At 38.0% G+C, this 23769-nt stretch carries 19 protein-coding genes; 18 read left to right on the top strand and 1 reads right to left on the bottom strand.

From position 1 onward, the window contains the following. The first annotated feature begins 6 nt into the window (after positions 1 to 6). The 3 genes from dapF (at position 7) to cspB (ending at position 2192) form a co-directional block, all read left to right on the top strand. The gene (gene dapF, locus PQQ29_RS10440) at positions 7 to 996 is read left to right on the top strand and encodes a diaminopimelate epimerase (protein WP_003769564.1); all 990 of its coding nucleotides are present in this window, start codon (positions 7 to 9) and stop codon (positions 994 to 996) included. Positions 997 to 1009: 13 nt separating this feature from the next. Then, positions 1010 to 1705 carry a phosphatase PAP2 family protein gene (locus PQQ29_RS10435; RefSeq protein WP_003769562.1) on the top strand — a complete coding sequence of 232 codons (696 nt, stop codon included), beginning with the start codon at positions 1010 to 1012 and terminating at the stop codon, positions 1703 to 1705. 286 nt (positions 1706 to 1991) lie between these two features. Then, positions 1992 to 2192 (top strand): cold-shock protein CspB, encoded by a 201-nt coding sequence (gene cspB / locus PQQ29_RS10430; protein ID WP_003723180.1) that lies wholly within the window; start codon positions 1992 to 1994, stop codon positions 2190 to 2192. Between the two features lie 67 nt (positions 2193 to 2259). Here cspB and PQQ29_RS10425 read toward each other — a convergent pair whose 3' ends face one another. Next, positions 2260 to 5358, bottom strand: coding sequence for an alpha-mannosidase (locus tag PQQ29_RS10425; RefSeq protein WP_187983920.1), 3099 nt, complete (start codon positions 5356 to 5358; stop codon positions 2260 to 2262). A gap of 264 nt (positions 5359 to 5622) precedes the next feature. Here PQQ29_RS10425 and PQQ29_RS10420 point away from each other — a divergent pair, with 264 nt between their 5' ends. The 15 genes from PQQ29_RS10420 to PQQ29_RS10350 all read left to right on the top strand — a co-directional run bounded on the left by PQQ29_RS10420 (position 5623) and on the right by PQQ29_RS10350 (position 23764). Further along, positions 5623 to 8271, top strand: a complete 2649-nt coding sequence (locus PQQ29_RS10420; protein ID WP_187983921.1) for an alpha-mannosidase — start codon at positions 5623 to 5625, stop codon at positions 8269 to 8271. 3 nt (positions 8272 to 8274) lie between these two features. After that, a complete protein-coding gene (locus PQQ29_RS10415; protein ID WP_187983922.1) occupies positions 8275 to 9579 on the top strand; it encodes a glycoside hydrolase family 125 protein in 1305 nt (434 codons plus the stop codon). A gap of 59 nt (positions 9580 to 9638) precedes the next feature. Beyond that, positions 9639 to 10250 (top strand): YesL family protein, encoded by a 612-nt coding sequence (locus tag PQQ29_RS10410; protein ID WP_070024758.1) that lies wholly within the window; start codon positions 9639 to 9641, stop codon positions 10248 to 10250. Positions 10251 to 10306: 56 nt separating this feature from the next. Further along, a complete protein-coding gene (locus PQQ29_RS10405) occupies positions 10307 to 12046 on the top strand; it encodes a sensor histidine kinase (RefSeq protein ID WP_041918392.1) in 1740 nt (579 codons plus the stop codon). Next, positions 12046 to 13530, top strand: coding sequence for a response regulator transcription factor (locus PQQ29_RS10400; protein ID WP_187983923.1), 1485 nt, complete (start codon positions 12046 to 12048; stop codon positions 13528 to 13530). The genes PQQ29_RS10405 and PQQ29_RS10400 overlap by 1 nt, the downstream gene beginning before the upstream one ends. Before the next feature lie 113 nt (positions 13531 to 13643). Further along, entirely contained in the window at positions 13644 to 14573 is a 930-nt protein-coding gene (locus tag PQQ29_RS10395) for an ABC transporter permease (RefSeq protein ID WP_010991761.1), read from the top strand. 18 nt (positions 14574 to 14591) lie between these two features. Beyond that, positions 14592 to 15563 carry a carbohydrate ABC transporter permease gene (locus tag PQQ29_RS10390; protein WP_003769543.1) on the top strand — a complete coding sequence of 324 codons (972 nt, stop codon included), beginning with the start codon at positions 14592 to 14594 and terminating at the stop codon, positions 15561 to 15563. A gap of 18 nt (positions 15564 to 15581) precedes the next feature. Beyond that, positions 15582 to 17039: an ABC transporter substrate-binding protein gene (locus PQQ29_RS10385; protein WP_033532881.1), complete on the top strand. Its 1458-nt coding sequence runs from the start codon at positions 15582 to 15584 to the stop codon at positions 17037 to 17039. A gap of 186 nt (positions 17040 to 17225) precedes the next feature. Then, positions 17226 to 18920, top strand: a complete 1695-nt coding sequence (gene alsS / locus PQQ29_RS10380) for an acetolactate synthase AlsS (RefSeq protein ID WP_003769540.1) — start codon at positions 17226 to 17228, stop codon at positions 18918 to 18920. Between the two features lie 115 nt (positions 18921 to 19035). Beyond that, entirely contained in the window at positions 19036 to 20031 is a 996-nt protein-coding gene (locus tag PQQ29_RS10375; RefSeq protein ID WP_187983924.1) for an aldo/keto reductase, read from the top strand. 167 nt (positions 20032 to 20198) lie between these two features. Beyond that, complete coding sequence (locus PQQ29_RS10370; RefSeq protein WP_045553884.1) at positions 20199 to 20930, top strand: GntR family transcriptional regulator; 732 nt, start codon at positions 20199 to 20201, stop codon at positions 20928 to 20930. Between the two features lie 2 nt (positions 20931 to 20932). Next, positions 20933 to 21634 carry a GntR family transcriptional regulator gene (locus PQQ29_RS10365; RefSeq protein ID WP_185325086.1) on the top strand — a complete coding sequence of 234 codons (702 nt, stop codon included), beginning with the start codon at positions 20933 to 20935 and terminating at the stop codon, positions 21632 to 21634. Positions 21635 to 21653: 19 nt separating this feature from the next. Then, on the top strand, positions 21654 to 22121 hold the full coding sequence (locus PQQ29_RS10360; RefSeq protein ID WP_010991757.1) for a PTS sugar transporter subunit IIB: 468 nt from the start codon (positions 21654 to 21656) through the stop codon (positions 22119 to 22121). 22 nt (positions 22122 to 22143) lie between these two features. Continuing rightward, the gene (locus PQQ29_RS10355) at positions 22144 to 22962 is read left to right on the top strand and encodes a PTS mannose/fructose/sorbose/N-acetylgalactosamine transporter subunit IIC (protein ID WP_010991756.1); all 819 of its coding nucleotides are present in this window, start codon (positions 22144 to 22146) and stop codon (positions 22960 to 22962) included. After that, entirely contained in the window at positions 22943 to 23764 is an 822-nt protein-coding gene (locus tag PQQ29_RS10350) for a PTS system mannose/fructose/sorbose family transporter subunit IID (RefSeq protein ID WP_010991755.1), read from the top strand. The genes PQQ29_RS10355 and PQQ29_RS10350 overlap by 20 nt, the downstream gene beginning before the upstream one ends. The last annotated feature ends 5 nt before the right edge of the window (positions 23765 to 23769 follow it).

Here is a 23769-nt window from a genome sequence, read left to right as displayed (position 1 = left end):
GAAGGAATGGCAACAATTCACTTTACAAAAGTACATGGTTCGCAAAACGATTTTTTCTTAGTTGATGAAGAAGAAAATCAAATCATGGATTGGTCGGATGCGAAACGTGCTGATTTTGCAATAAAGCTTTGTGATAGAGAGCATTCGCTTGGTGGGGCAGATGGTATTTTATATGTCACAAAAAGTAATGAAGCTGGACCAATTGGCCAAATGCGCGTCGTTAATTCGGATGGATCAATTGCGTCGATGTGCGGGAACGGCCTAAGAACGGTAGCTCGTTATTTACTTGAAAAGCACGCATTAACAGAAGCAAAAGTCGAAACAATGAAAGCGATACTGGATGTCAAAAAAGCAACTTCACTTGGTTTTGACATACCAACGTACCAAGTTGAAATTTCTCCAGTTAAATTTAATGCAGAAAGTTTACCAATGAATGTCGGTGTGGAAAAATTATTTAATCAAGTCGTTCCTGAACTAGATTCGGAATTAGCTTTTTCTGCTGTGTCGGTTCCAAATCCACACTTGATTACGTTTGTGGACCAAACTGTGTTAGATTCGGATAAACAAGAAACTTTAGCGAGTTATTTAAACAGCGAAAATCCTTATTTTCCAGATGGTGTCAATGTTAGTTTTGTGAAACGATTAAGCGATGATGCGATTTATGTGCGGACATTTGAACGCGGTGTAGGTTTTACGAATGCATGCGGGACAGCGATGTCAGCTTGTAGTTTAATTAAAAAAATGTTAGATAAAGATACTTTTGAAACACCACTTAATGTTTATAATGATGGCGGGCGAGTACAGGTGACTGCCAAAAAAGACGAAGCTGGTGAAATTTCGCTACAATTAATTGGTAATGCAACATTTGTTAGCACGGGGTCAGTTAGCTACGAAAGAGGCACTGTAACTGAACTTACAAATGAAGCGACACCAGAACAAGCGCAGTATCAAGAGCTTGTAAAAGAAGTAAAGCAATTTTTAAAAACAACCGAATGAAAAGGAGTTAACCATGAATACTAATCGAAAAAAAGCGACACCGTTATTCGTTATTGGTGGATTTTGTCTGATTTTATTTATTACAATCGCCTCAGCTATTGCAACAGAAAGTAACTGGGTAGCACGTTTTGATCTAAGCTGGATTGAAAAGATTCGCGGCGGGATTCAACCTGATAAAACAGCTATCGTTAAACTAGTGACCAATTTAGGTAGTGCAGAAACAACTATTATTTTAACTATTGTAGTCGTTCTTATCCTATTCTTTTTACGAAAATTTGTTGTTGGACTATGGTTTGGAGGAACGATGCTAGCTTGTGGTGTTGTCCTTAATCTAGTCTTGAAAACATTAGTTGCTCGTACACGTCCAGATAGCGTTAACTGGTTAATAGATGAGTCAGGTTTTAGTTTTCCTAGTGGACATGCGACTGCTACGGCGGTTTTCTATGGACTTGCAGCGATGTTCTTAATTTTCACAGTGCCAAAAATGTGGCAAAAAATCGTTATCGGAATTATCGGCTATGGATTTATCTTGTTTGTAATGTATACACGTGTTTATTTAGGCGTGCATTTCCCAACAGATGTACTGGGCGGATTTTTACTTGGTACGGCTTCTGTACTCATTTCTTTAGGCGTTTATTTCTTAGTGCGTAAACCGTTACATAATTTACTTGTGAAATGGCGTATTAAAGATAAAAGTATTGTCGATTAATAGAAAACCTTGTTATAAGAATTGACTTATAGCAGGGTTTTTTAGTTAATAAACTGAATACTCTATTTTGTAACCGTGCGACTTTTTCACTTGATTTATTTGTCCGTTGGCGTTAATATATAAGTGTTGCAGGAAGTATATTTATGTATTAGCAAGGATATTGATGTAAATGAGTATCTTTGCTAATATGTGAATTTTGTAATTGAAAAAATGATTAGCTTGTTGTTAACATCTTTTTCGTTAGTAAAAGAAACATATTAAGAAAATTTTTGGAGGTTTGTGAAATATGCAAACAGGTACAGTTAAATGGTTTAATAGTGAAAAAGGTTTCGGTTTCATCGAAGTAGAAGGCGGAGATGATGTATTCGTACACTTCAGCGCTATCGAAGGTGAAGGATTCAAAACTTTAGACGAAGGTCAAAGCGTTGAATTTGAAATCGTTGAAGGTCAACGTGGCCCACAAGCAGAAAAAGTTACTAAACTTTAATCTGATCACGTTAAACTAATAAAACACGCAGCGGACTTCTTAGGGAGAAGCCTTGCTGCGTGTTTTTTTATTTTAGATAAATTCGGTAAGTTTTAATTTCAAACGGAGTAATGGCAAATGTTGTGGTTTCAAGTGTTGTTTCGTTTTCCTCCAGTAAGTTACATTCTGTGATGGAAGTAATAGCATAATCGCTAGTTAGCGTCACTTCGCCGTGTGTGCCTGCGAATTCATGCAGTCGGATGATAAGACCATTACCGTCCTCAGCTTGTTTGACGCTATCAATCATCACATAAGGATTAGTAACTTGGAAAAGCGAAAATGGTTCGATTTCTCCGTTAGATGTGAAAATCGGGTTGTTTAATTCCCAAGCAGTTTGGACTGTTTCTCCGTCTAAGAAATCTCCTTGATGTGGAAAAAGTGAATACGTGAACTGGTGAAGACCTAAATCGGCTTCTGGGTCAGGGTAGCCCGCTGCTTTGAGTAATGTTAGTCGAATCGTCGAGTCTTTAATATCATAGCCGTATTTGGAATCATTTAGCAAACTAACCCCGTAATTTTTCTCAGAAAGATCGGCCCACTGATGCCCAACTGTTTCAAAACGAGCATAATCCCAGCTTGTGTTCCAGTGTGTCGGTCGTTTTACATTACCAAATTGAATATCATAACTAGCTTCACTGGCATGAACGGAAACAGGGAAAGCGACTTTCAGCAACTGGTTACGGTCACGCCAATCCACTTCTGTTTCAAATCTGATTTCAGGGCTCTCATGGTAAAAATGAATCCACTGCGTAATTTGTGATTTTTCTGAGTGAAGCACCTGTTTAATAGTGAGTTCAAGTGGTCCATTATTGATTACTTCAAAAGAGTCTAAAGCGGTAATTTCCTTTTGTTTTTCTTGGTAAAATAGATCAATATCCCAAGCATCATGCCACATCGGCTTATCTTCAAATAATTGAAATACATTCCCCCTCGCGTTTTCTGCTAATACTTGGCGGTTATTTTTTTTGTCAAAAATGGATGTAAATTGGCCGTTTTCGTTCCAAGCTATTTGATAATAGGGTGTTTCTAATTGCTTGTCTTTGTAAGTGAAAGGCGATTTTGTTAGCTCACTTGTTGTTTCTTTAACGGAAATACTTGTGGCACCGAGCGCTGGCAAGTTATGGTGCTGGATGAGCCACGCGCCATTTGCTAATTTTTGTGCAGGGAGTGGCTTATTTTTTTGATCATAAAAGGCTAAGTTGCTAGCAGGATTATCGGCTTTGATTTCAATATAGCGCGGACGATTCCAAGTGGAACTATTCCATAGCGTTATTTTTTCAGAAGCCTGCTGGGTTAGTTTTTCCAGTTGTTTAGAGATAATCGTATTGTTTTCGGTGAGTGCTTCAGTGTACTCAATTAGCGCATCATCATATACTTCTTTGATGGAAGAGCCAGGAATAATATCGTGAAATTGATTTCGAAGTAATATCTGCCAAATGTTCGCTAATTTTTCGGTCGGATAAGTAGTTCCTTCTTTTAAGTTCGCTAAAACAGAAAGCCATTCGCTATTTCTTAAACCAAGCTCGATTTTACGGTTCATTTTTTTCGTGAAGGCTTGGCTGGTATAAGTTCCGCGGTGGTATTCAAAGTAAAGTTCCCCGTTCCAGGTGTGGACATATTGATCAGTGCTATTAATCGTTTCATGTAAATCATCGAAATAATCGGTAGCGCTTTTTGGTTTTACTTCAGGGATTCCCGGCATTTTATCATAGCGACGACGCATCTCGAGCATTTCGCGATTTACCCCGCCACCTCCATCGCCGTAACCATAAGCAAGTAATAATTCTTGGTTTATTTCTTTATCTTGATATTTATCCCAAAGTCCCACCAGTTCACGCGCGGTCATTTTACCGTTATAAGTAGAAATTCGGCTGTTTTTTTCTGGTGCAGTGATGAAGTGAGTTAGGATTTCCGTTCCGTCAATACCGCGCCACTGGAACGTATCATGTGGCATTCGGTTATATTGATTCCAACTAATTTTAGTCGTCATAAAAGTTTTGATGCCTGATTTACGGAGAATTTGCGGCAAGGCCCAGCTATAACCAAATACATCAGGTAACCATAGAAAACTAGAAGGTTTGCCAAACTCTTCGCGTAAAAATTTCTGACCGTAGAGCATTTGTCTGACGAGTGATTCTCCGCTAGGGATATTACAATCGGCTTCAAGCCACATTCCGCCATCAGCCTCCCAGTTGCCTTCCTCGATTTTAGCTTTTATTTTGGCATAAATTTCTGGATAATCTTCTTTGATGTAGGCGTAGAGTTGGGGCTGTGATTGCAAAAATAAGTATTCAGGATAATCTTCCATTAAATGGAGCACGGTCGAGAATGATCGTGCTGCTTTTTCGCGGGTATGTTTTAAACGCCATAGCCATGCTACATCGATATGGGTATGTCCAACTGCTGCTACTTTGATAGGAAAGTTTTTCGGCATTTCTTTTATTGCTGCTTGCAAGATTTGGTTGGCGTTTTCCATGGAGGAAAGATTTTGGTTAGAGCCTGGTGTTCCCCAATCAATCGCTAGGTAAGCGCGGTTAATAGCTTGAAGCAGGGGAGCGTATGTCGGATTATTTTCTTCCAGTTGATCGAGTGTTTTTAAGGTAGCTTTACTTGTAAAATATAAATCGTCAATCACGAGGTTTAAATAACCAATAAATGCTTCTTTTAACTGATGTGTTTGGATGGAAGGAGCGCCACCGCCTTCAAGACCAGACCATAAACGAAAGACAAGTTCGGTCGTTTTTCCAGCAAAACTGTCAGGGAAAAGAACTTCTTGGTGATTTTGGTCGACACCTTGGAATGGTTCGCCGTTTACGAATAATAAGGATTCAAAGCCAGAATTATGACCGTCGCCAGTATTACCAAAATCAAAGTAACCGATTAAGCGAGTACCTTCTTTGGCACTGGGGAAGGTAATCGTTGTTTTTAACCAGACGTAGCGATCGCGGCCGGCCCAGTTTTCTCCAATAGTTAATTCGTTATCATAAATGACAGTTTGAGGACGCGCTGCAATGTTTCCGTCCATATCCTCAGCTGCTTGGAACTTCTGAATCGGATACGTTTTTTCATAGCGGTAAAGGGCGACTTCATCTAGTCTACCGCGTAATTTATCTTTTGTGAAAAACATCTATATACTCAAATCCTTTCTTTTTTGTCTAGAACGGTTTCAATATATCATAGCGGGAAAAGAAGTCAATTTGGCTTTTGAAGGGAATTTGGCAGGGTCGTTTTTCTCATCTTTAGAGCGGTAAGGAATAAGCTTTTTTGAAATGGACAAATCAAGGGAAAATGGATTATTCATAGTAGTTTTTGGCGTAGCATTGCAATTCGCTTTAGCCCTTACTATACTTAGCTTGAAAGCGAATACAAAAAGGATATTTGGAGGGGCAAAATGACTAGAAAGAAAGCGCATATTATATCGCATTCTCATTGGGACAGAGAATGGTTTTTACCACTGGAAAGCTTAAGATTTAGGCTCGTTACACTTATGGATGAAGTAGAAGATTTACTTGATAAAGAAGCTGGTTTTAATCATTTTCATATGGATGGACAAATGATTATGTTAGAAGATTATTTAGCTGTAAAACCTGCTAAAAGAGAAAAAATGAAACAACTGGTTGCTGATGGAAAATTACGAATCGGCCCTTGGTATATGTTACAAGATGCTTTTTTGACGAGTGGAGAAGCGAATATTCGTAATTTGCAATATGGTTTAGAAATGGCGGAAGAATTCGGTCAAGCGGAAAAAATTGGTTATTTTCCGGATACGTTTGGTTTATATGGTCAAGTGCCGCAATTAATGCGTCAAGCTGGTTTTGACACGGTTGTTTTTGGACGAGGTGTTAACCCAACTGGCTTTAATAACCAAGTATTTGATAGTGCTTTTGCCTCGAAATATTCAGAGATGTTCTGGGAAAGCCCGGACGGTTCGAAAGTTTTAGGAATTTTACTCGCTAATTGGTATTCCAATGGTAATGAAATTCCAACTGATAAAGAAGCAGCAAAAATTTTCTGGGATAAAAAATTGGCAGACGTGGAACGATTTGCATCAACGGATGAATGGTTATTTATGAACGGTTGTGACCACCAGCCTGTCCAAACAGATTTAGCGGAAGCTCTTGAAGTAGCACGGGAACTGTATCCAGAGATTGATTTTATTCATAGTCATTTTGAAAAATACCAAGATGCTGTCAAAGCCGGGCTTGAACCTGAAAAATTACAAACAGTCCACGGAGAATTAACAAGCCAACAATCGGATGGTTGGTCAACGCTTGCTAACACGGCTTCCTCACGTATTTATTTGAAGCAAGCCAATGCTAAAATTGAACGTTTATTAGAGCGTTTAGCTGAACCGATTTCGGTAATGGCAACAGAAGCTGGTGTTAGTTATCCGCATGAATATCTGGCTTTTGCTTGGAAATTACTCATGGAAAATCAAATCCATGACAGCATTACAGGATGTAGTTTGGATGAAGTGCACCGCGAAATGGAAGCTCGTTTTGAAAAAGTAGAACAAACAACTATGGCGATTATTCAAAACGCCGCACGTAAAATAACGGAACAAATCGCAACAAATGATGCGGGTATTCCAATTACGGTTTTCCATGCAGGAGGGCTAGAAGCAACTAGAACTGTCGAACTTGAACTTGAAACAGACGCGATTCATTTTTCTGAGATGCATTTTGAATTGATACCAGATGAATTAGCAAAACTTCCCGAACAAAGTTTTCGGATGGAAACAAGTAATGGGGAGGAAATTCCGGTTGTAGTTGAGCCACTTGGTATTCATTTTAACTATGATTTACCAGAACGAAAATTCCGCGATTCTTATTTTGCAAGAAAGTATAAACTAACCTTTACTGTGGAACATTTACCAGCAGTTGGGTACCAAACAATCTATGCGCATCCGGTCGCAGTTTCGGATGACGAAAAAGAGCTAACAGGGGACTTACAGTTAGAAAATCAATATTTAAAAGTGGAAATCGCGCCGAACGGAACTTACTCCATTTTGGATAAAGAAAAGGCTGTAGAAGTCGCGGGACTTGGGGCATATGAGGATGTTGGCGATATTGGTAACGAGTATATGTTTAAAGAAACAGGTGATAATTTACGTATAAATACCTTTAATTCAAAACCAGCAGTTCGCGTGTTGCGTGAAGATAAGCTTGGAAAGACAATCGAAATGAAACATGAAATAGAAATCCCAGTAAGCGCAAGTGCGACATTTGCTGAAGAAAAACGCCGACTAGTATGGCATCCGGACCGGACGTCACATCGTTCAGACAATCGTACTACTTTTAAAATCACTACAGAACTGACGCTGAATAAACATGATAAACAACTAACTGTTCGCGTTAAACTAGATAACCAGGTGGATGACCATCGCCTTCGCGTACTTTTACCAACTGGGAAACAAACAGAAACACATCAAGCGGGCAGTGTTTTTGAAGTAGTAACGCGCGCGAATAAACAAGTGGAAGAATGGACAAATCCTGCTAATGATAACCGGAAACAAGGTTTTGTTACTAGTGGAAATATCGTTGTTGCAAGCCTCGACTTACCGGAATATGAAGTAAGCGAGCAAGGGGACAGATTGGAACTAACACTTTTACGCGCAGTATCAGAAATTGGCGATTGGGGTGATTTCCCAGCATATGAAGCAGAATGCCACCGCGAAATCACAGCCGAGTTCCATGTATTCTTAACAGACGAATCAAGCGTCAACGTCCCTGCACAAGTTAACGCACTCTTAGCACCTACTTTTGCCATTCAACACTCGTCATCATCAAAAGAAAAAATTCTTGCAGAAACAAAAGATTTTGCGAAATGGAAAGTAACAGACGGACTTGTTTTTTCCGCATTTAAACTAGCGAAAGACAATCAACCAATTATTCGTTTCTATCAAACCGCATCCGAGCCAAAACTATTAAACACGGTTAATCTGTGGAGAAAATCGACCATTTTAGAAGAAACAGCAGGAGATGCCAAAAATCAATTTACCGTTAAACCAAACGAAATTATCACATTAAAAGGAGTGTAATTCATGACAAAGAAAGTACCAACAAGTTTTAACAAATGGATTGATATAGTAAAAACGACTTTTCCAGAAAATGAAAAATTACATCGCATGTTTGAAAAATGTTTTACTAACACCTATACAACTACTTTGCAGGAAACAGAAGAGGGGCTTCCGTTTGTTATTACAGGCGATATTCCAGCCATGTGGTTACGCGATTCAACGAGCCAAATCCGCCCTTATTTAATTGTTGCAGAAGAAGATGAAGAGATGGCGACATTAATTGAAAATCTCATAAAACTGCAAACAAAATATATTCTTCATGATCCTTATGCGAATGCTTTTAATAAAACTGCGAATGGTGCCGGTTTTCAACAAGATAAAACAGAGATGTCAGACCTTGTTTGGGAGCGTAAATACGAAATTGATTCACTTTGCTACCCAGTCCAGTTAGCTTATCTATTATGGAAAAGTACTAATCACACGGGTCATTTTACCGAGGAATTCAGACAGGCTTTGCACCAGATTATCGACGTATTTAAAACGGAACAAAAGCATACGGAGCAAAGTCCATATCGTTTTGAACGAGAAAATGTGCGTCAATCAGATACTTTAAATAATAATGGCAAAGGAACAGATGTAAGTTATACGGGGATGTCTTGGAGTGGATTTAGACCGAGTGATGATGCGTGTATGTACGGTTATCTTGTGCCAAGTAATATGTTTTTGGTCGTAGTGATGGATTACGCTCAAGAAATAGCGGCACAGTTTTATTCGGACGATAAGAAATTAATCCAAGCTAGTTTGGAGTTAAGAGAAGAAGTCGCAACTGGAATTGAAACATACGCTAAACAAGCGCACCCGTATTACGGCGATGTTTATGCTTATGAAGTTGACGGAACTGGGCGCAAGTTATTTATGGATGATGCTAATGTACCGAGCTTACTCGCTGCGCCGTATCTAGGTTTTTGTGAGAAAAATGATCCAGCATATCAAGCGACTAGAAAACTCATTTTAAGTCGAGAAAATCCTTATTTTGTAGAAGGTAGCGTCCTTACTGGAATCGGTAGCCCTCATACGCCGGATCATTATGTATGGCCGATTGCGCTCAGTATTGAAGGTTTAACCGCAGAAACAGAAAGCGAGAAACAAGCTATTTTAGAGATGTTAATAGCTGGTGATGGTGGCACGGATTACATGCATGAAGGAGTTAATGCTTCAAACCCAGCTGAATTCACTCGCGACTGGTTTGCTTGGTCGAATGCGATGTTTAGTGAATTTGTCCTAAGTTTATGTGGTGTATATGTAAAAGGAAGCCCATTAAGTAAATAAAAAAGAAAAGTCTGGGCGAAAAACTCAGGCTTTCTCTTACTATCAAAGGAGAAAAAAGAATGAAACTTATTGATAAATTCTCAGTTATTAGTGATTGGATAATACGGCTTGTTTGGACGAATTTAGTATGGCTTTTTCTTGTATTAATGGGCGGGATTGTGCTTGGATTTATGCCAGCGACAGTTGCTCTTTTTACGATTACGAGAAAATGGGCGAGAGGCGATTTAGACACGCCTGTTTGGAAATCAGCTTGGCAAACTTATAAGCAAGTATTTGTTTCTGCTAATTTAGCAGGTGGGATTTTTGCAGCCATTGGGATATTTCTTTATGCTGATTTACGGATTGTTTTTGAACTGATGCAAGGATTTTGGTCGACCATTTTATACTTTTTCTTGATGTTCTTACTTTTTCTCGTTGGTATTGCCTTTTTGCAGTATTTTACCGTATTTGTTCACTTCCAAATGAAAAATGTTCGCGCTTATGTTGGCCAAGCATTCTTACTAGCTATTACTAGTTTTAAAAACACCTTTATGATTGTGGTTGGACTCGTTTTTTGTGCCTGGTTGATTTCTAAAATGCCAGCTTTTATTTTGTTTATCTCAGGCGTTTTACCAAGTTATTGGATAATGAAAATCAACTTGCAACGTTTTAAACAGATGGAGCCAAAGTAACCCCTTACATTATTTTTGATAGTATGCAATAATCAGAAAGGAAAAGGGGGCAATGAATTAGAATGACACAAGAATTACCACGTAAGCGCGTTTTTAAAAGGATGTTATTAATTTTTTCTTTAACAAGTCTTTTTACCGTGAGCTTGTTACTTTTTTTCATTTATAAGTACTATACCAACATTCAGCTCGATACAAATCTTCAGCGCGCAGAAACTATCGCCAGCAAGCAGTTGGAAGCTTTAACTGAAAAGCAAAAGGCATTAATTAGTTTAACGCAAGATATTTACCGTAATAGTGATTTGATGCAAGATGTTCAAATCGCGATGACGAACGACTACGGTAGCTACACTGAGCAAAATATCGACAACTATTTTAAAAGTAAAAATTTTTATTCTGTAGATATGCAAACCTATTTACAGTCTTATTTTTCGTATGATGAAGATATTATTGCATTGCAGCTTATTTCAGATGACGGGAGCTACTCCTATACATTCCCGAGTCGTTACCGTGAATGGAAAGAAACTGTTGATACATATGGTGAAGAAAATATTGCCAGTCAAGCATCGAAACAAGGAAATTTTTATACGATAGAAAATAAAATTGTCGTGAAACAGCCGATTAACGATCCGAGTACATTAAAACAAATGGGCTATCTATTGCTTTATATTGATCCGACCTTTTTAAACAAATGGATTACGAAAGATTATAAAAACTCGATTTTCCAAATAAATAATACAAAAGGGGCCGAGTTATATTCCAATCATCCTGCAAAACAAATAACCCCACCCGAAAAACAAGGTTGGATGAATGTAGATAATAAGAAAATATACTTTCAAAAAACAGAGGATGAAACTACTGGCTTAAAAAATAATACATTTTTATATCGTGTCACGGATGATAGCGCGCCATTAATCGAGTTGACTTTATTTGGGATTGGTTTGTTACTCGTTATTTTTTCTATTAGCGTTAATTTTGTAATAAGCAGGCGCTACTCCAAGCGGATTTTGACAATTATTGGTGGGATGAACCGAGTGGAAAATGGAACGCTTGATGCAAAACTACCTGTCGATAATAACGGGGATGAACTGACGATGATTAGTGAGCGATTTAACCATATGACTGAAAATCTCGACGCTTATGTGAAGAAGGTCTATAGTCTTGAAATGGAAGAACAAAAAGCACGACTCAAAGCGCTTCAAGGGCAAATGCAACCTCATTTTCTTTATAATTCTTTAGAAGCAATTAGAATGAATGCCCGCGTAGAAGGAGCGAAAGAAACAAGTGATATGATTTACCAACTTGCGACGCTGCTACGCTATACTGCTAACCACCGCGAAATCACAACTTTAGGCGAAGAAATCAATTATGTAAAACAATATGTTCGTTTTATGGAAATGCGCCATGAACAGCCGATTAAGTTAGAAATCCATATTGAAAAACGTTTTAATCATACCCATATTCCACGATTTGCCTTGCAGCCGCTCATTGAGAATTTTTTCAAATATGCCTATAAAGAAAACCAACATCCAGTAGTTACAATTACGGTCACGGCGGAAAATAACAATTTACAATTTCAAATAAAAGATAATGGTAAAGGAATGGACGCGGAAAAGCTAAAAGAAGTCCAAGCGACGATTGAAAGTAAAGCTGAAACAAGCCACATCGGCCTAGCTAATTTAAACAAACGACTGCAACTTTTATATGGTGAAGCTTACTCATTAACGATTACAAGTAAGCCAAATGAAGGTACGATCATTCTATTTCAAGTACCTCAAAATACGGGAGGAGAAAAGTGATGCTAAAAATAGTACTAGTAGACGACGAACCCCTTATTCTTAAAGGTTTAGAAAGCATTATTCCAGAGTTTGAGCAAAACATTGAAATTGTCGGGACAGCCAAAAATGGCGAACTAGCCTTAGAGTTATTTGCGGATCAAGAAGTGGATGTCCTTTTAACAGATATAGAAATGCCTGTGATGAATGGTTTAGAATTAATCGATGCATGGAAAAAACGCCAACCGACTACTAAAAGCGTCGTTCTTTCCGGATTTGAAGATTTTCATTATATAAAACGTGGACTTTCAGCGGGAATCGAAAATTATTTATTAAAACCTTTAAACGAACAAGAATTAAAAGAAACATTCGTACAAATAGAGAAAAAACAAGTGACAGATAATGTCGTACCAAGGGAAGAAGCGTACTACATTTTACGGGACAATACGATTTGGCGCTGGCTAAATTTACGAATTAATAAAGAAGAATGGGAAGAGCGACTTGCGTTATACGATATGACTTTAAATCAAAACGAGAGCGCCGTCCTCATCCAGATTCAACCAACTAAAGAAACCGACATGGCTGAATGGAAAAAGCTTTCTGAACACTACCGGCGCACTTATCCATTTATGCTACTTACTCCAGAAAATGAAATCATCTTAGGAATAACCGAACAAACCTCTATATCCGAACAAATTTTAGCGATTCATCAAGATATGAAGCAACGCATTTCAAACGAAGCTTTTTATATTTTTATCAGCGAAAAAGTACAAGGGGAAATGATGTATCCGCAAGCGTTCCGACAACTGACGAGATTACTTCCAGAACGGCTTGTAAAAGAGTCCGGCAGCTTGATTGCCTATCAAAAAAGAACTAAACACACTTGGCGACCAAAAAGAAAACAACATCAACTTGCAAAACTACTCGTAATGAATAATGAAAAAGAAATCAAAGCATGGATTAACAACTTTTTTAAAGAATGGAACGATCATAAATTAGAAAGCGATCCGCATCAAATGCTCCATATTTTAAATGAACTACTTGTGATGATGGCGGAATCAGACCCTAAAGAATTAAGCGAGTCAATGGGACGAATCGCAGAAGAAACAAGCATTGAGGGGCTAGAAGAAGCAACACTCACCTATGCGATTCGTTATTACAATCGTAAAAAACAAACCGATGAATCAAAAAGCCCTATTATCCAAAATGTACTAGCGTATATTACCGAACATTTTTCAGAAGGCATGTCCTTAAAAACGCTTGGCAACGATTTTCACATTAATGCAGTCTATCTTGGGCAACTTTTCCAAAAAGAAATGGGTGAGCATTTTACGGATTATTTGAATCGCTACCGAGTAAACTATGCGAAGGAAGAGTTGCTGCAAACAAAAGATAATTTAACGATTATTGCTGGGAAATCCGGCTATACAGATATGGCCTATTTCTATAGACAGTTTAAAAAACATACTGGCGAAACACCAAATCGTTACCGGAAAATCCATCAATAAAATTATTTCTAATATTTGTCTATAAATCTAAACATCCGCAACTATTTTAACGCCCTTAAAAACGATAAACTAAAGATGTTGAAAGCACTTACAAAAAAAGAGGGGTGGATGGATTGAAAAAAGTTTTATCACAAATTCGAGCTAATCGGATTTGGCTATTAATGGTACTTCCGGGCCTTCTATGGTTTCTGGTTTTCTCATACTTACCAATGTTTGGTACAGTTATTGCGTTCAAAGATTACAAGATTGATGGGAAAGGATTTTTATCCAGTATTATGAACAGCGACTGGGTGGGGCTTGAAAATTTTAAATTCCTATTCCAAACAAACGACGCTTTTATTATTACCCGAAACACCGTCCTTTATAATTTAGTATTTATTATCGTTGGGCTGTTTCTTGGCGTGGCACTTGCGATTGTCTTTAACAGCTTACTAAATAAACGAGGAGCAAAAATTTATCAAACAGGAATGCTTTTCCCGCATTTCTTATCATGGGTTGTTGTGAGTTATTTCTTATTTAGCTTTTTAAGTGAAGATAGCGGACTGATGAACAATATTTTACTTGCATTCGGGCAAGATCCTGTTTCATGGTATAACGATCCGAAGTATTGGCCGTTTATTTTAATCATGATGAATGTCTGGAAAGGGCTTGGTTATGGAAGTATTGTCTACCTTGCTGCAATTGCCGGAATTGACCGAACTTACTACGAGGCCGCGATGATTGACGGCGCTGGCAAATGGCAACAAATTAGACATGTAACGATTCCTGCGCTAACACCACTGATGGTTATTTTAACGATTTTGAATGTCGGGAAGATTTTTAATTCGGATTTCGGGTTATTTTATCAATTACCGCGAAATTCAGGGCCACTTTATCCGGTGACGGATGTTATTGATACATATGTATACCGGGGCTTAACGTCGCTCGGTGATATGAGTATGAGTGCGGCAGCTGGTTTCTATCAGTCGATTGTCGGCTTTATTCTAGTGTTACTCACTAACTACATCGTGAAAAAAATAAACCCAGAATATGGCTTATTTTAAAAAAGGAGGCGAGTCGCTTTGGCAGAACAGCTTGAAGCAGTGAGTGAAATAGAACAAGTGCGAGGCGAAATGGAAAAACCAGCAAAAAACAAGCCGGCAAAAGATATTATCGGTTTTGGCAAAAAGATGAATGTGGCGATGAATGTTATGCTCGCTTTCTTAGCGCTCATCTGTATTTTTCCATTTTTATATATTATTGTTATTTCTTTTTCGAGTGAAACATCTCTGGCGGCAAATGGCTTTCAACTAATACCGAAAGAGTGGAGCATGGAAGCGTACGAATATTTATGGAAGATGAAAGGTCAGCTTTTACAATCATACGGCATCACGATTGTAGTTACAGTTATAGGTACTGTGTGTAGTGTTGCAATGATTGCTCTTTATTCTTATGCAATATCCAGACCACAATTTAAGTATCGCCGTCAATTTACATTTATTGCCTTCTTCACGATGCTGTTTAGTGGCGGGATGGTGCCAGCTTATATCGTTATGACACAATTTTTGCACTTACGAAATAGTATTTGGGCAATGATTTTACCACTAGCAATGAATGCTTTTTACATTATGATTATGCGTACATTTTTCTTACGGTCGATTCCGGAACCAATCCTTGAAGCGGCGCGGATTGAGGGCGCAGGGGAACTAAGGATCTTTTTACAAATGGTTGTGCCACTTTCCTTACCAGGACTTGCGACAATCGCGCTTTTCTCTACGCTCGGTTACTGGAATGACTGGTTCCAAGCATCACTTTATATTGATAATCCAAATTTAGTTCCATTACAATCTCTGCTTATGAAAATTGAAAACAATTTAGAATTTATGCGGCAAAACTCAGAAATTGCTTATACTGCCGGCGCATTTAAGTCCATTCCTCAAGACGGGGCAAAAATGGCGATGGTTGTTATTTCAACTTTACCAATCGCGATTACCTATCCGTTTTTCCAAAAATACTTCATTAGTGGACTCACAATTGGCGGCGTAAAAGAATAAAAAGATGGAGGGAATTTAATGAAAAAGAAATGGGGAGTAATCATCGCGTCACTTTGCTTGCTACTAGTTTTAGGTGCGTGCGGAAGCGATGAAAAAGCAGATGCAAATGAAGTTCCGACACTGAAATGGTACATGATTGGGACACCACAAAAAGACACGGAAGAAGTAATGAAAGAAGTAAATAAATATACTGAAGAAAAAATTGGTGTCAAAGTAGAAATGACACAAATTGACTGGGGCGACTACGGCAAACGGATGCAAACAGTTATTAACTCCGGAGAAAACTTTGATATTGCCTATTCAGCAGCAGGAGAATTCGTTTCTTATTCGCAAAAAGGTGCATTCTTGCCACTAAATAAATACCTAGATAAAGAAGGCAAGAAAATGAAAGCTGAATTAAATGAAGTTCTTTGGGAAGGAGCAACGATTGACGGCAATATTTACGGTGTACCTTCCAACAAAGAAGTCGGCGAACAACAAGTCTATGTTTTCAATAAAAATCTAGTAGATAAATATAAAATGGACATATCGAAAGTAAAAAACTTCAGCGATTTAGAACCAATGCTAAAAACCATTAAAGAAAACGAACCTAGCATCACACCAATTGGCGGGAATAAAGACTTTAAGCCAGCATTTTCATATGATTATTTAATCGATAACGCTGTGCCGCTTCCTTTTGCCGTGAATCAATACGAAGATACTGGTAAAATCGTTAACTTCTATGAACAACCAGATACATTAGAAACCTTAAAATCGCTTCATAGCTTCTACCAAAAAGGTTATGTTACTAAAGATATTGCCACTTCAACTGATCCATGGTCTTACGATAAAGAAAACTGGTTTGTGCGTATTGAGAAATACCAACCATACGCAGAAAACATTTGGGATAAAAATACAGGCGGTAAATATAAAGTAGTCACACAACCAATTGCCGAAACACCAATCATTAAAAATAACTCAGTCACAGGCGCAATTCAAGCTGTATCCGTGACAAGTCAACATCCTGAAGAAGCAGTGAAATTCCTTGATTTACTAAACACAGATGAATATTTACGCAATTTGGTTGATAAAGGAATTGAAGGCACCCATTATAAAGAGTTAGATGATGGCAAAATTCAAGATTTACCAGCACGTGTGGAACGTTATAGCATGCCAACTTATGCACTAGGAAATCACTTTATCCTTAAATTATATGAAGATGAACCAGCCGATAAATGGGATCAATTTAAAACATTTAATAAAAAATCAGTAGCATCACCGGGCTTAGGTTTCTATTTTGACTCATCTAAAGTAAGAACAGAAATCGCTTCAATTACAAATGTTTGTAATGAATTTGCTCCAGCGCTTCTAACCGGAACAGTCGATCCAGTAGAATACACCGAGAAATTCAAAGCTAAATTAAATGATGCAGGTATGAAAAAAGTAATGAAAGAAATGCAAAAACAATACGACGAATACCGCGCCTCGCAAGAATAAGAAACGGAAAGGACTTAGTTTGACTAAGTTCTTTCTTTTTTTATATAACAGTTTTTATGTAATTATATAACAGTTTTTGAGTCAGTAATCTTGCAATAATTCATTTGAGTAGTATAATGAGTCTAGTGAATGAGATTTTATTATAATCTGTACTACTTAAATATAAATAATTTATATAACAAAAGGATGATAAAGATGGAAAAGCATGAAAAAGACCAAACAAAAGGTAAATCAGGGGCAGACTTAGTTGTTGATAGTTTAATAAATCAAGGAGTAACGCATGTTTTCGGTATTCCGGGTGCGAAAATTGATAAAGTTTTCGATGTAATGGAAGAGCGCGGGCCAGAATTAATCGTTAGTCGTCATGAGCAAAATGCTGCTTTTATGGCTGCGGCTATTGGTCGTTTAACAGGTAAACCTGGTGTTGTGCTTGTAACTAGTGGACCTGGAGCTTCGAACCTTGCAACAGGACTTGTAACCGCAACAGCAGAAGGGGATCCTGTAGTAGCGATTGCTGGGAACGTAACTAGACAAGATCGTCTAAAAAGAACCCACCAATCGATGGATAACGCTGCACTTTTCCGTCCGATTACAAAATATAGCGAAGAAGTAGTTCACGCTGAAAGTATTCCGGAAGCAATCACTAACGCATTTCGTTCAGCAGCAGAACCGAACCAAGGCGCGGCTTTCGTAAGTTTACCACAAGATATTGTGAACGAACCAAATGTACCTGTAAAAGCAATTCGTCCACTTGCTAAACCAGAAAATGGACCAGCTTCCAAAGAACAAGTCGCTAAATTAGTTGCTCGTTTGAAAAAAGCGAAATTACCAGTATTGTTATTAGGAATGCGTGCCTCAAGCCCAGAAGTAACAGGCGCCATTCGTCGTTTACTGCAAAAAACAAGTATCCCAGTAGTAGAAACTTTCCAAGCGGCAGGAGTAATTTCGCGTGATTTAGAAGATAACTTCTTTGGACGTGTCGGTCTCTTCCGCAATCAACCAGGTGATATTTTGCTAAATAAAGCCGATTTAGTTATTACGGTAGGTTATGATCCAATTGAATACGATCCGAAAGCTTGGAATGCATCAGGCGATAGAACGATTGTACATTTAGATGACATCCGTGCTGATATTGACCATTATTACCAACCAGTGACCGAATTAGTCGGAAACATTGCTCTTACATTAGATCGTGTTAATGCGAAATTTAGTGGTTTGGAATTAGCTGATAAAGAACTTGAAACTTTAAAAGAACTTCATGCGCAATTAGAAGAAAGAGATGTACCACCAGAAAGTGATGAAACAAATCGGGTGCATCCGTTATCTGTCATTCAAACGCTTCGTTCGGCGATTGATGATAATGTAACTGTGACAGTCGATGTTGGCTCGCACTACATTTGGATGGCGCGTCACTTCCGCTCTTATGAACCACGCCGTTTACTATTTAGTAATGGTATGCAAACGCTTGGTGTCGCTCTTCCTTGGGGGATTGCAGCTACACTTGTGCATCCAGGCGAAAAAGTCGTATCTATTTCAGGCGATGGTGGCTTCCTATTTTCAGCGATGGAATTAGAAACAGCTGTCCGCTTGCGTGCTCCATTAGTGCATCTTGTGTGGAATGACGGAAGCTATGACATGGTCGCTTTCCAACAAAAAATGAAATATGGCAAAGAAGCAGCTGTTCGTTTTGGCGACGTCGATATTGTTAAATTCGCCGAAAGCTTCGGTGCAAAAGGACTTCGTGTAACTAAACCATCAGAACTTAGCGACGTATTAAAAGAAGCGCTTGAAACAGAAGGCCCAGTCGTTGTAGATATTCCAATTGATTACCGAGACAACATCAAACTTGGTGAAACATTACTACCAGACCAATTTTATTAAAAAGCAAAAAATCTCTCGGACTTTCCGGGAGATTTTTTTTAGTTAAAGGTTGACTTGGAGTGAGCTTCAAGGTATATGCTGTAATAGTACTAGAAATTAACTAGGAGGGTTTTCAATGGAATATGTGAAATTTGGCAATACTGGGATGGATGTTTCGAAAATTTGTTTAGGAACAATGGGCTTTGGCGACAAAGATAAATGGATCCACAAATGGGTTTTGGATGAAGCGAATAGTCGTCCAATTATAAAAAAAGCGCTTGATCTTGGCATTAACTTCTTTGATACTGCAAATATTTATTCTTACGGCGAAAGTGAAAAAATTGTTGGCCGAGCACTCAAAGATTATGCTAACCGAGATGATATTGTCTTAGCCACAAAAGTACACCAAACGATGCGCCCTGATCGTCCGAATAGTGGCGGTTTATCTAGAAAAACAATTTTAAGTGAAATTGACCATAGTTTAAAACGCTTAGAAACAGATTATGTTGATTTATATATCATTCACCGCTTTGATGAAAATACCCCAATCGAGGAAACAATGGAAGCTTTACATGATGTCGTTAAGTCGGGTAAAGCACGCTATATCGGTGCAAGTGCGATGTACGCTTGGCAGTTCCAAAAAGCACAACGCGTCGCAGAAAGAAATGGGTGGACAAAATTCGTTTCCATGCAGAACCATTACAACATGATTTACCGAGAAGAAGAACGAGAAATGATTCCGTTTTGCCGGGATGAAAAAATCGCGATTACACCTTACAGTCCACTAGCTTCAGGTCGGTTAACGCGTGATTTTGCAGAAACAACTAATCGTTCAGAAACAGACCCAATTCAAAAATCTAAATACGACGGCATGATGAATTCGGATAAAGGAATTATTGAACGCGTAGCTGAACTTGCTCTAAAACATGAAGTATCACGAGATAAAATTGCTTTAGCGTGGTTGTTAAATAAAGATGAAATCACTTCACCAATTATCGGTGCTCAAAAAGAAAGTCATTTGAAAAGCGCAATTGGAGCGCTAGATATTAAATTAACGGAAGCGGAAGTTAATTATTTAGAAGAACTATATATCCCGCATCCAGTCGTTGGCGCCCTCCCTACAAGTAAATAAAAATATGGAGCATGAGTTAGAAAAAACTAACTCGTGCTTTTTTTATGGAAAAGGCTATTGACAAATAATTTGCAACCGTTTACAATAAAGTGGTATTAAAAATAGTTAAAGCTGTATCTTTTATAAACTTAAATGTTATAGACGATTTTAAAATAAGAGGTGGAGACATGGAGTATAAGGACTTATCGCCAGCTGTGCAAAGTGAAGAACAATTAAGACAGCTTATTCAAGAAAAAGTAGCAGTAGGAGAAACAAGCTTCCCATCAGAACGAGCCCTTGAGAATGAACTAGGTGTCAGCCGAACCACACTTAGAAGATCACTCGATACGCTCGAAAAAGAAGCAGTAATCCAAAAAAGAAACCGTAAAGGCATCGAAATTAACCAAAAGCAAACAATCAACATTTTGAAAATGAATTCCATGAGTAGTCAACTCCCTGGCGAGCAAAGAGTCGAGGTATTATCCCAAGAAATAGTTGAAGGGGTAGATAAAGTAAATCGCTTTTTGACACTTGATGAAGATAAGCCTGTATTTAAACTAGTTCGGCGAAGAATCGTTGCAGAAAAGCCGTTTTCTTATGAGATTTCATTTGTAGACAGCGCTAGATTTTCTGGAATTGAGAAAATTGATTTAAATAATTCCTCACTCTACAGCGTTTTAGAAGAAAAATTTGGTATTAAACCTACTTATGGCCGCGAAGAATTACGTTTTGTATCCGCAAACGAAAAACTGGCAGAAGCTTTGAAGGTACCCCTAAACACCCCGCTTTTTGAAGTTGTGAGTAAAGCATTTGACCAAAATGATGAACCGTTTGAGTACAGCAAACAATATCTAATCGGTAATCAAATCAAATACAAAATTAATGCGAAAAATATATTTGATTACTTGGAGGACGAGTGAACATGGCAGCTAAAAAACCATTATTTGAAGTAATTGCTTCGAAAATAAAAGATAGTATTAATCGTGATGAATATAAAACGGGAATGCTTATGCCAAACGAAACTGCGCTGCAAGAAATTTATTCCAGTAGCCGAACCACAATCCGTCGCGCGGTAGATTTATTAGTGGAGGAAGGTCTCGTCGTGCGTAAAAATGGAGTAGGACTTTACGTGCAACCGAAATTAACCGCACAAAATATTTTAGAAATGACAGGTGTTATGAAAAATGATACCAATGAAAATTTAAAGAAAGATATTAAAGACTTTTACATTCGTAAAGCTGGGAAATTTTACGCAGAAATATTCGGAATGAAAGAAAATGAGCTAGTTTACTCCATTAAGTTTGTACAAAAAAGCGAGCACGGTGTCACACTAGATCGCTTAATTTTACCACTGGGTTTATACCCTGATTTACAAGCAAAGGATTTTCAAATTATTAATATTATAGAGCTTGTTAATTCAGGTAAATATAAATTATTTGAGCTTGAGCAGGAACTTCAACTTATTTTAGCTGGGAATGAGCAAATCAAAAATATGCAATTAAATGAAAATGATCCTGTTTTTAAATTAAGCAGCGTTTTTTATGCGGAAAATGACATGCCAATTGCCATCCAATATCATTATGAAGATGCTGAGTCAACCAAATATGTAGTTGATTTTAACTAACAATAAGGAGGAAGAAAAAATGATTCAATTTCTAAGAGTAGACCATCGTTTACTACATGGGCAAGTTGCGGTATCTTGGTTCAATGCTTTAGATGTAAATACAATTTTAGTAGCAAATGATGGGGTAGCAGCGGACGATTTTCGCAAGTCGGCAATCCGTTTAGCTAAACCCGAGGCCGCAAAACTAGTAATGAAAAGTATCGCTGAAAGTATTGACTCAATTAATTCAGGAGTGACTGATAAGTATAATTTACTTATTGTCGTGGAGTCTGTTGAAGACGCTTACAAACTAATTCGCGGTACAAACGGAAAAATCCCAATGCTAAATCTCGGCGGAACTAAACAACGAGAAGGGACATCTAACTATTCGAAAGCAGTCAATTTAACCCCTGAAGAAGTAGAAAAACTAACAGAGCTTCAAAAAGAAAAAATTGATGTATTTATGCAACAAGTGCCAAATGAGAAAAAAGTAACCTTTGAAGCATAAAAGACGAAAGAAGGGATAAATTATGGAACAGTTTGGAACAGCGATTTTGCTTGCACTTGCAGCAATGCTTGCAAATGGAGAATATTTATTTGGTTCATCGATGCTATCAAGACCACTTGTGACTTGTACGCTCGCCGGCCTCATCATGGGCGATGTACAAATGGGAATTATTATGGGGGCAACTTTGGAATTAGCTTTTGTAGGATCGTTTTCTATCGGTGCATCCATTCCACCAGAAATTATTTCAGGAAGTATTTTAGGAACTGCCTTTGCAATTGCAACTGGTGAAAGTACAGCCGTAGCATTAGCACTTGGTATTCCAATCGCCTCTTTAGTACTTGTCGTAAAAAATCTATGCTTTATTTTCGTACTACCATACTTTGTTCATAAAGCAGATAAATACGCACTCGAGGGAAATTCAAGAGGGATTAGCCGAATGCAATTACTAGGTGGGTTTTTATCAATTAACTTACCAATCGGTATCATTGTTGCAACGTCCTATTTAGTTGGAAGTCCAGTGATTCAAAACGTACTTGATGCCATTCCAGCTTTTGTTATAGCCGGCCTAGGTATCGCAACAGGTTTACTACCAGCATACGGTTTTGCTTTGCTACTAAAATTAATGGTCAACAAGAAGAATGCAGTATTTTTCGTATTTGGCTTTGCTTTAGCCGTTTACTTGAAAGTACCTGTAACTGGAGTAGCGATTTTCGGAGCTTGTTTAGCACTAATTTTAACAGGTTATGCAACTCTAAAAAATGATAATGGACCAACGAACAATAATACAGAGCCAGCACTTGCGAATGATGGAGGTATTAACTATGAAGATGAAGAATTCTGATGTATTAACAAAAAAAGACTTAATGAAAGTTTTCTGGCGTTCGTTCACAATGGAATGGTCATGGAACTATGAACGGCAATCCAACTTAGGTTACGGCTTTTCCATGTTACCAGCTTTAAATAAAATTTTTAAAAATGATAAAGACAAACGAATTTCTTCTTATCAAAGACATTTAGAATTTTATAATGTAACACCTTGGCTTTCCACTTTTCCACTCGGGATTTCGATTGCGATGGAAGAACAATCAGCGAAAGATAATGATTTTGACACTGATTCTATCAATAATATAAAAGTAGCTTTAATGGGACCGTTAAGCGGAATTGGTGATTCGTTCTTTTGGGGCACTTTACGCGTAATTGCAACAGGTATTGGGACCTCACTTGCGCTTCAAGGTAATATTCTAGGACCAATTTTGTTCCTTCTTATTTTCAATATTCCAGCTATTCTGACACGTTATTATGGATTATTCATCGGTTATAACATTGGAGCTAATTTTATTGAAAAAATTCAAAAGACTGGTTTGATGGATAAACTGTCATACGGCGCTTCTATTATAGGTCTTGGTGTAGTGGGAGCTATGGTCGCCACGATGGTAACAATTAATATGCCAATGAAATTCGGTTCTGGCGACGAGGCTGTTACAATCCAAAGCGTTTTTGATGGAATTGTTCCAGGCATACTCGCGCTCGGCTTCACTTTCTTTATCTTTTGGTTAGATAAAAAAGGTTTAAAAGCGCATTGGATTCTGCTTTTAATTGCTGGTATTGGTATTTTAGGAGCATTTACAGGTTTATTAAAATAAGTAGG

Source organism: Listeria innocua (assembly GCF_028596125.1).
Taxonomy (GTDB): Bacteria; Bacillota; Bacilli; order Lactobacillales; family Listeriaceae; genus Listeria; species Listeria innocua.
This window is presented reverse-complemented; position numbering and strand designations above follow the sequence as displayed.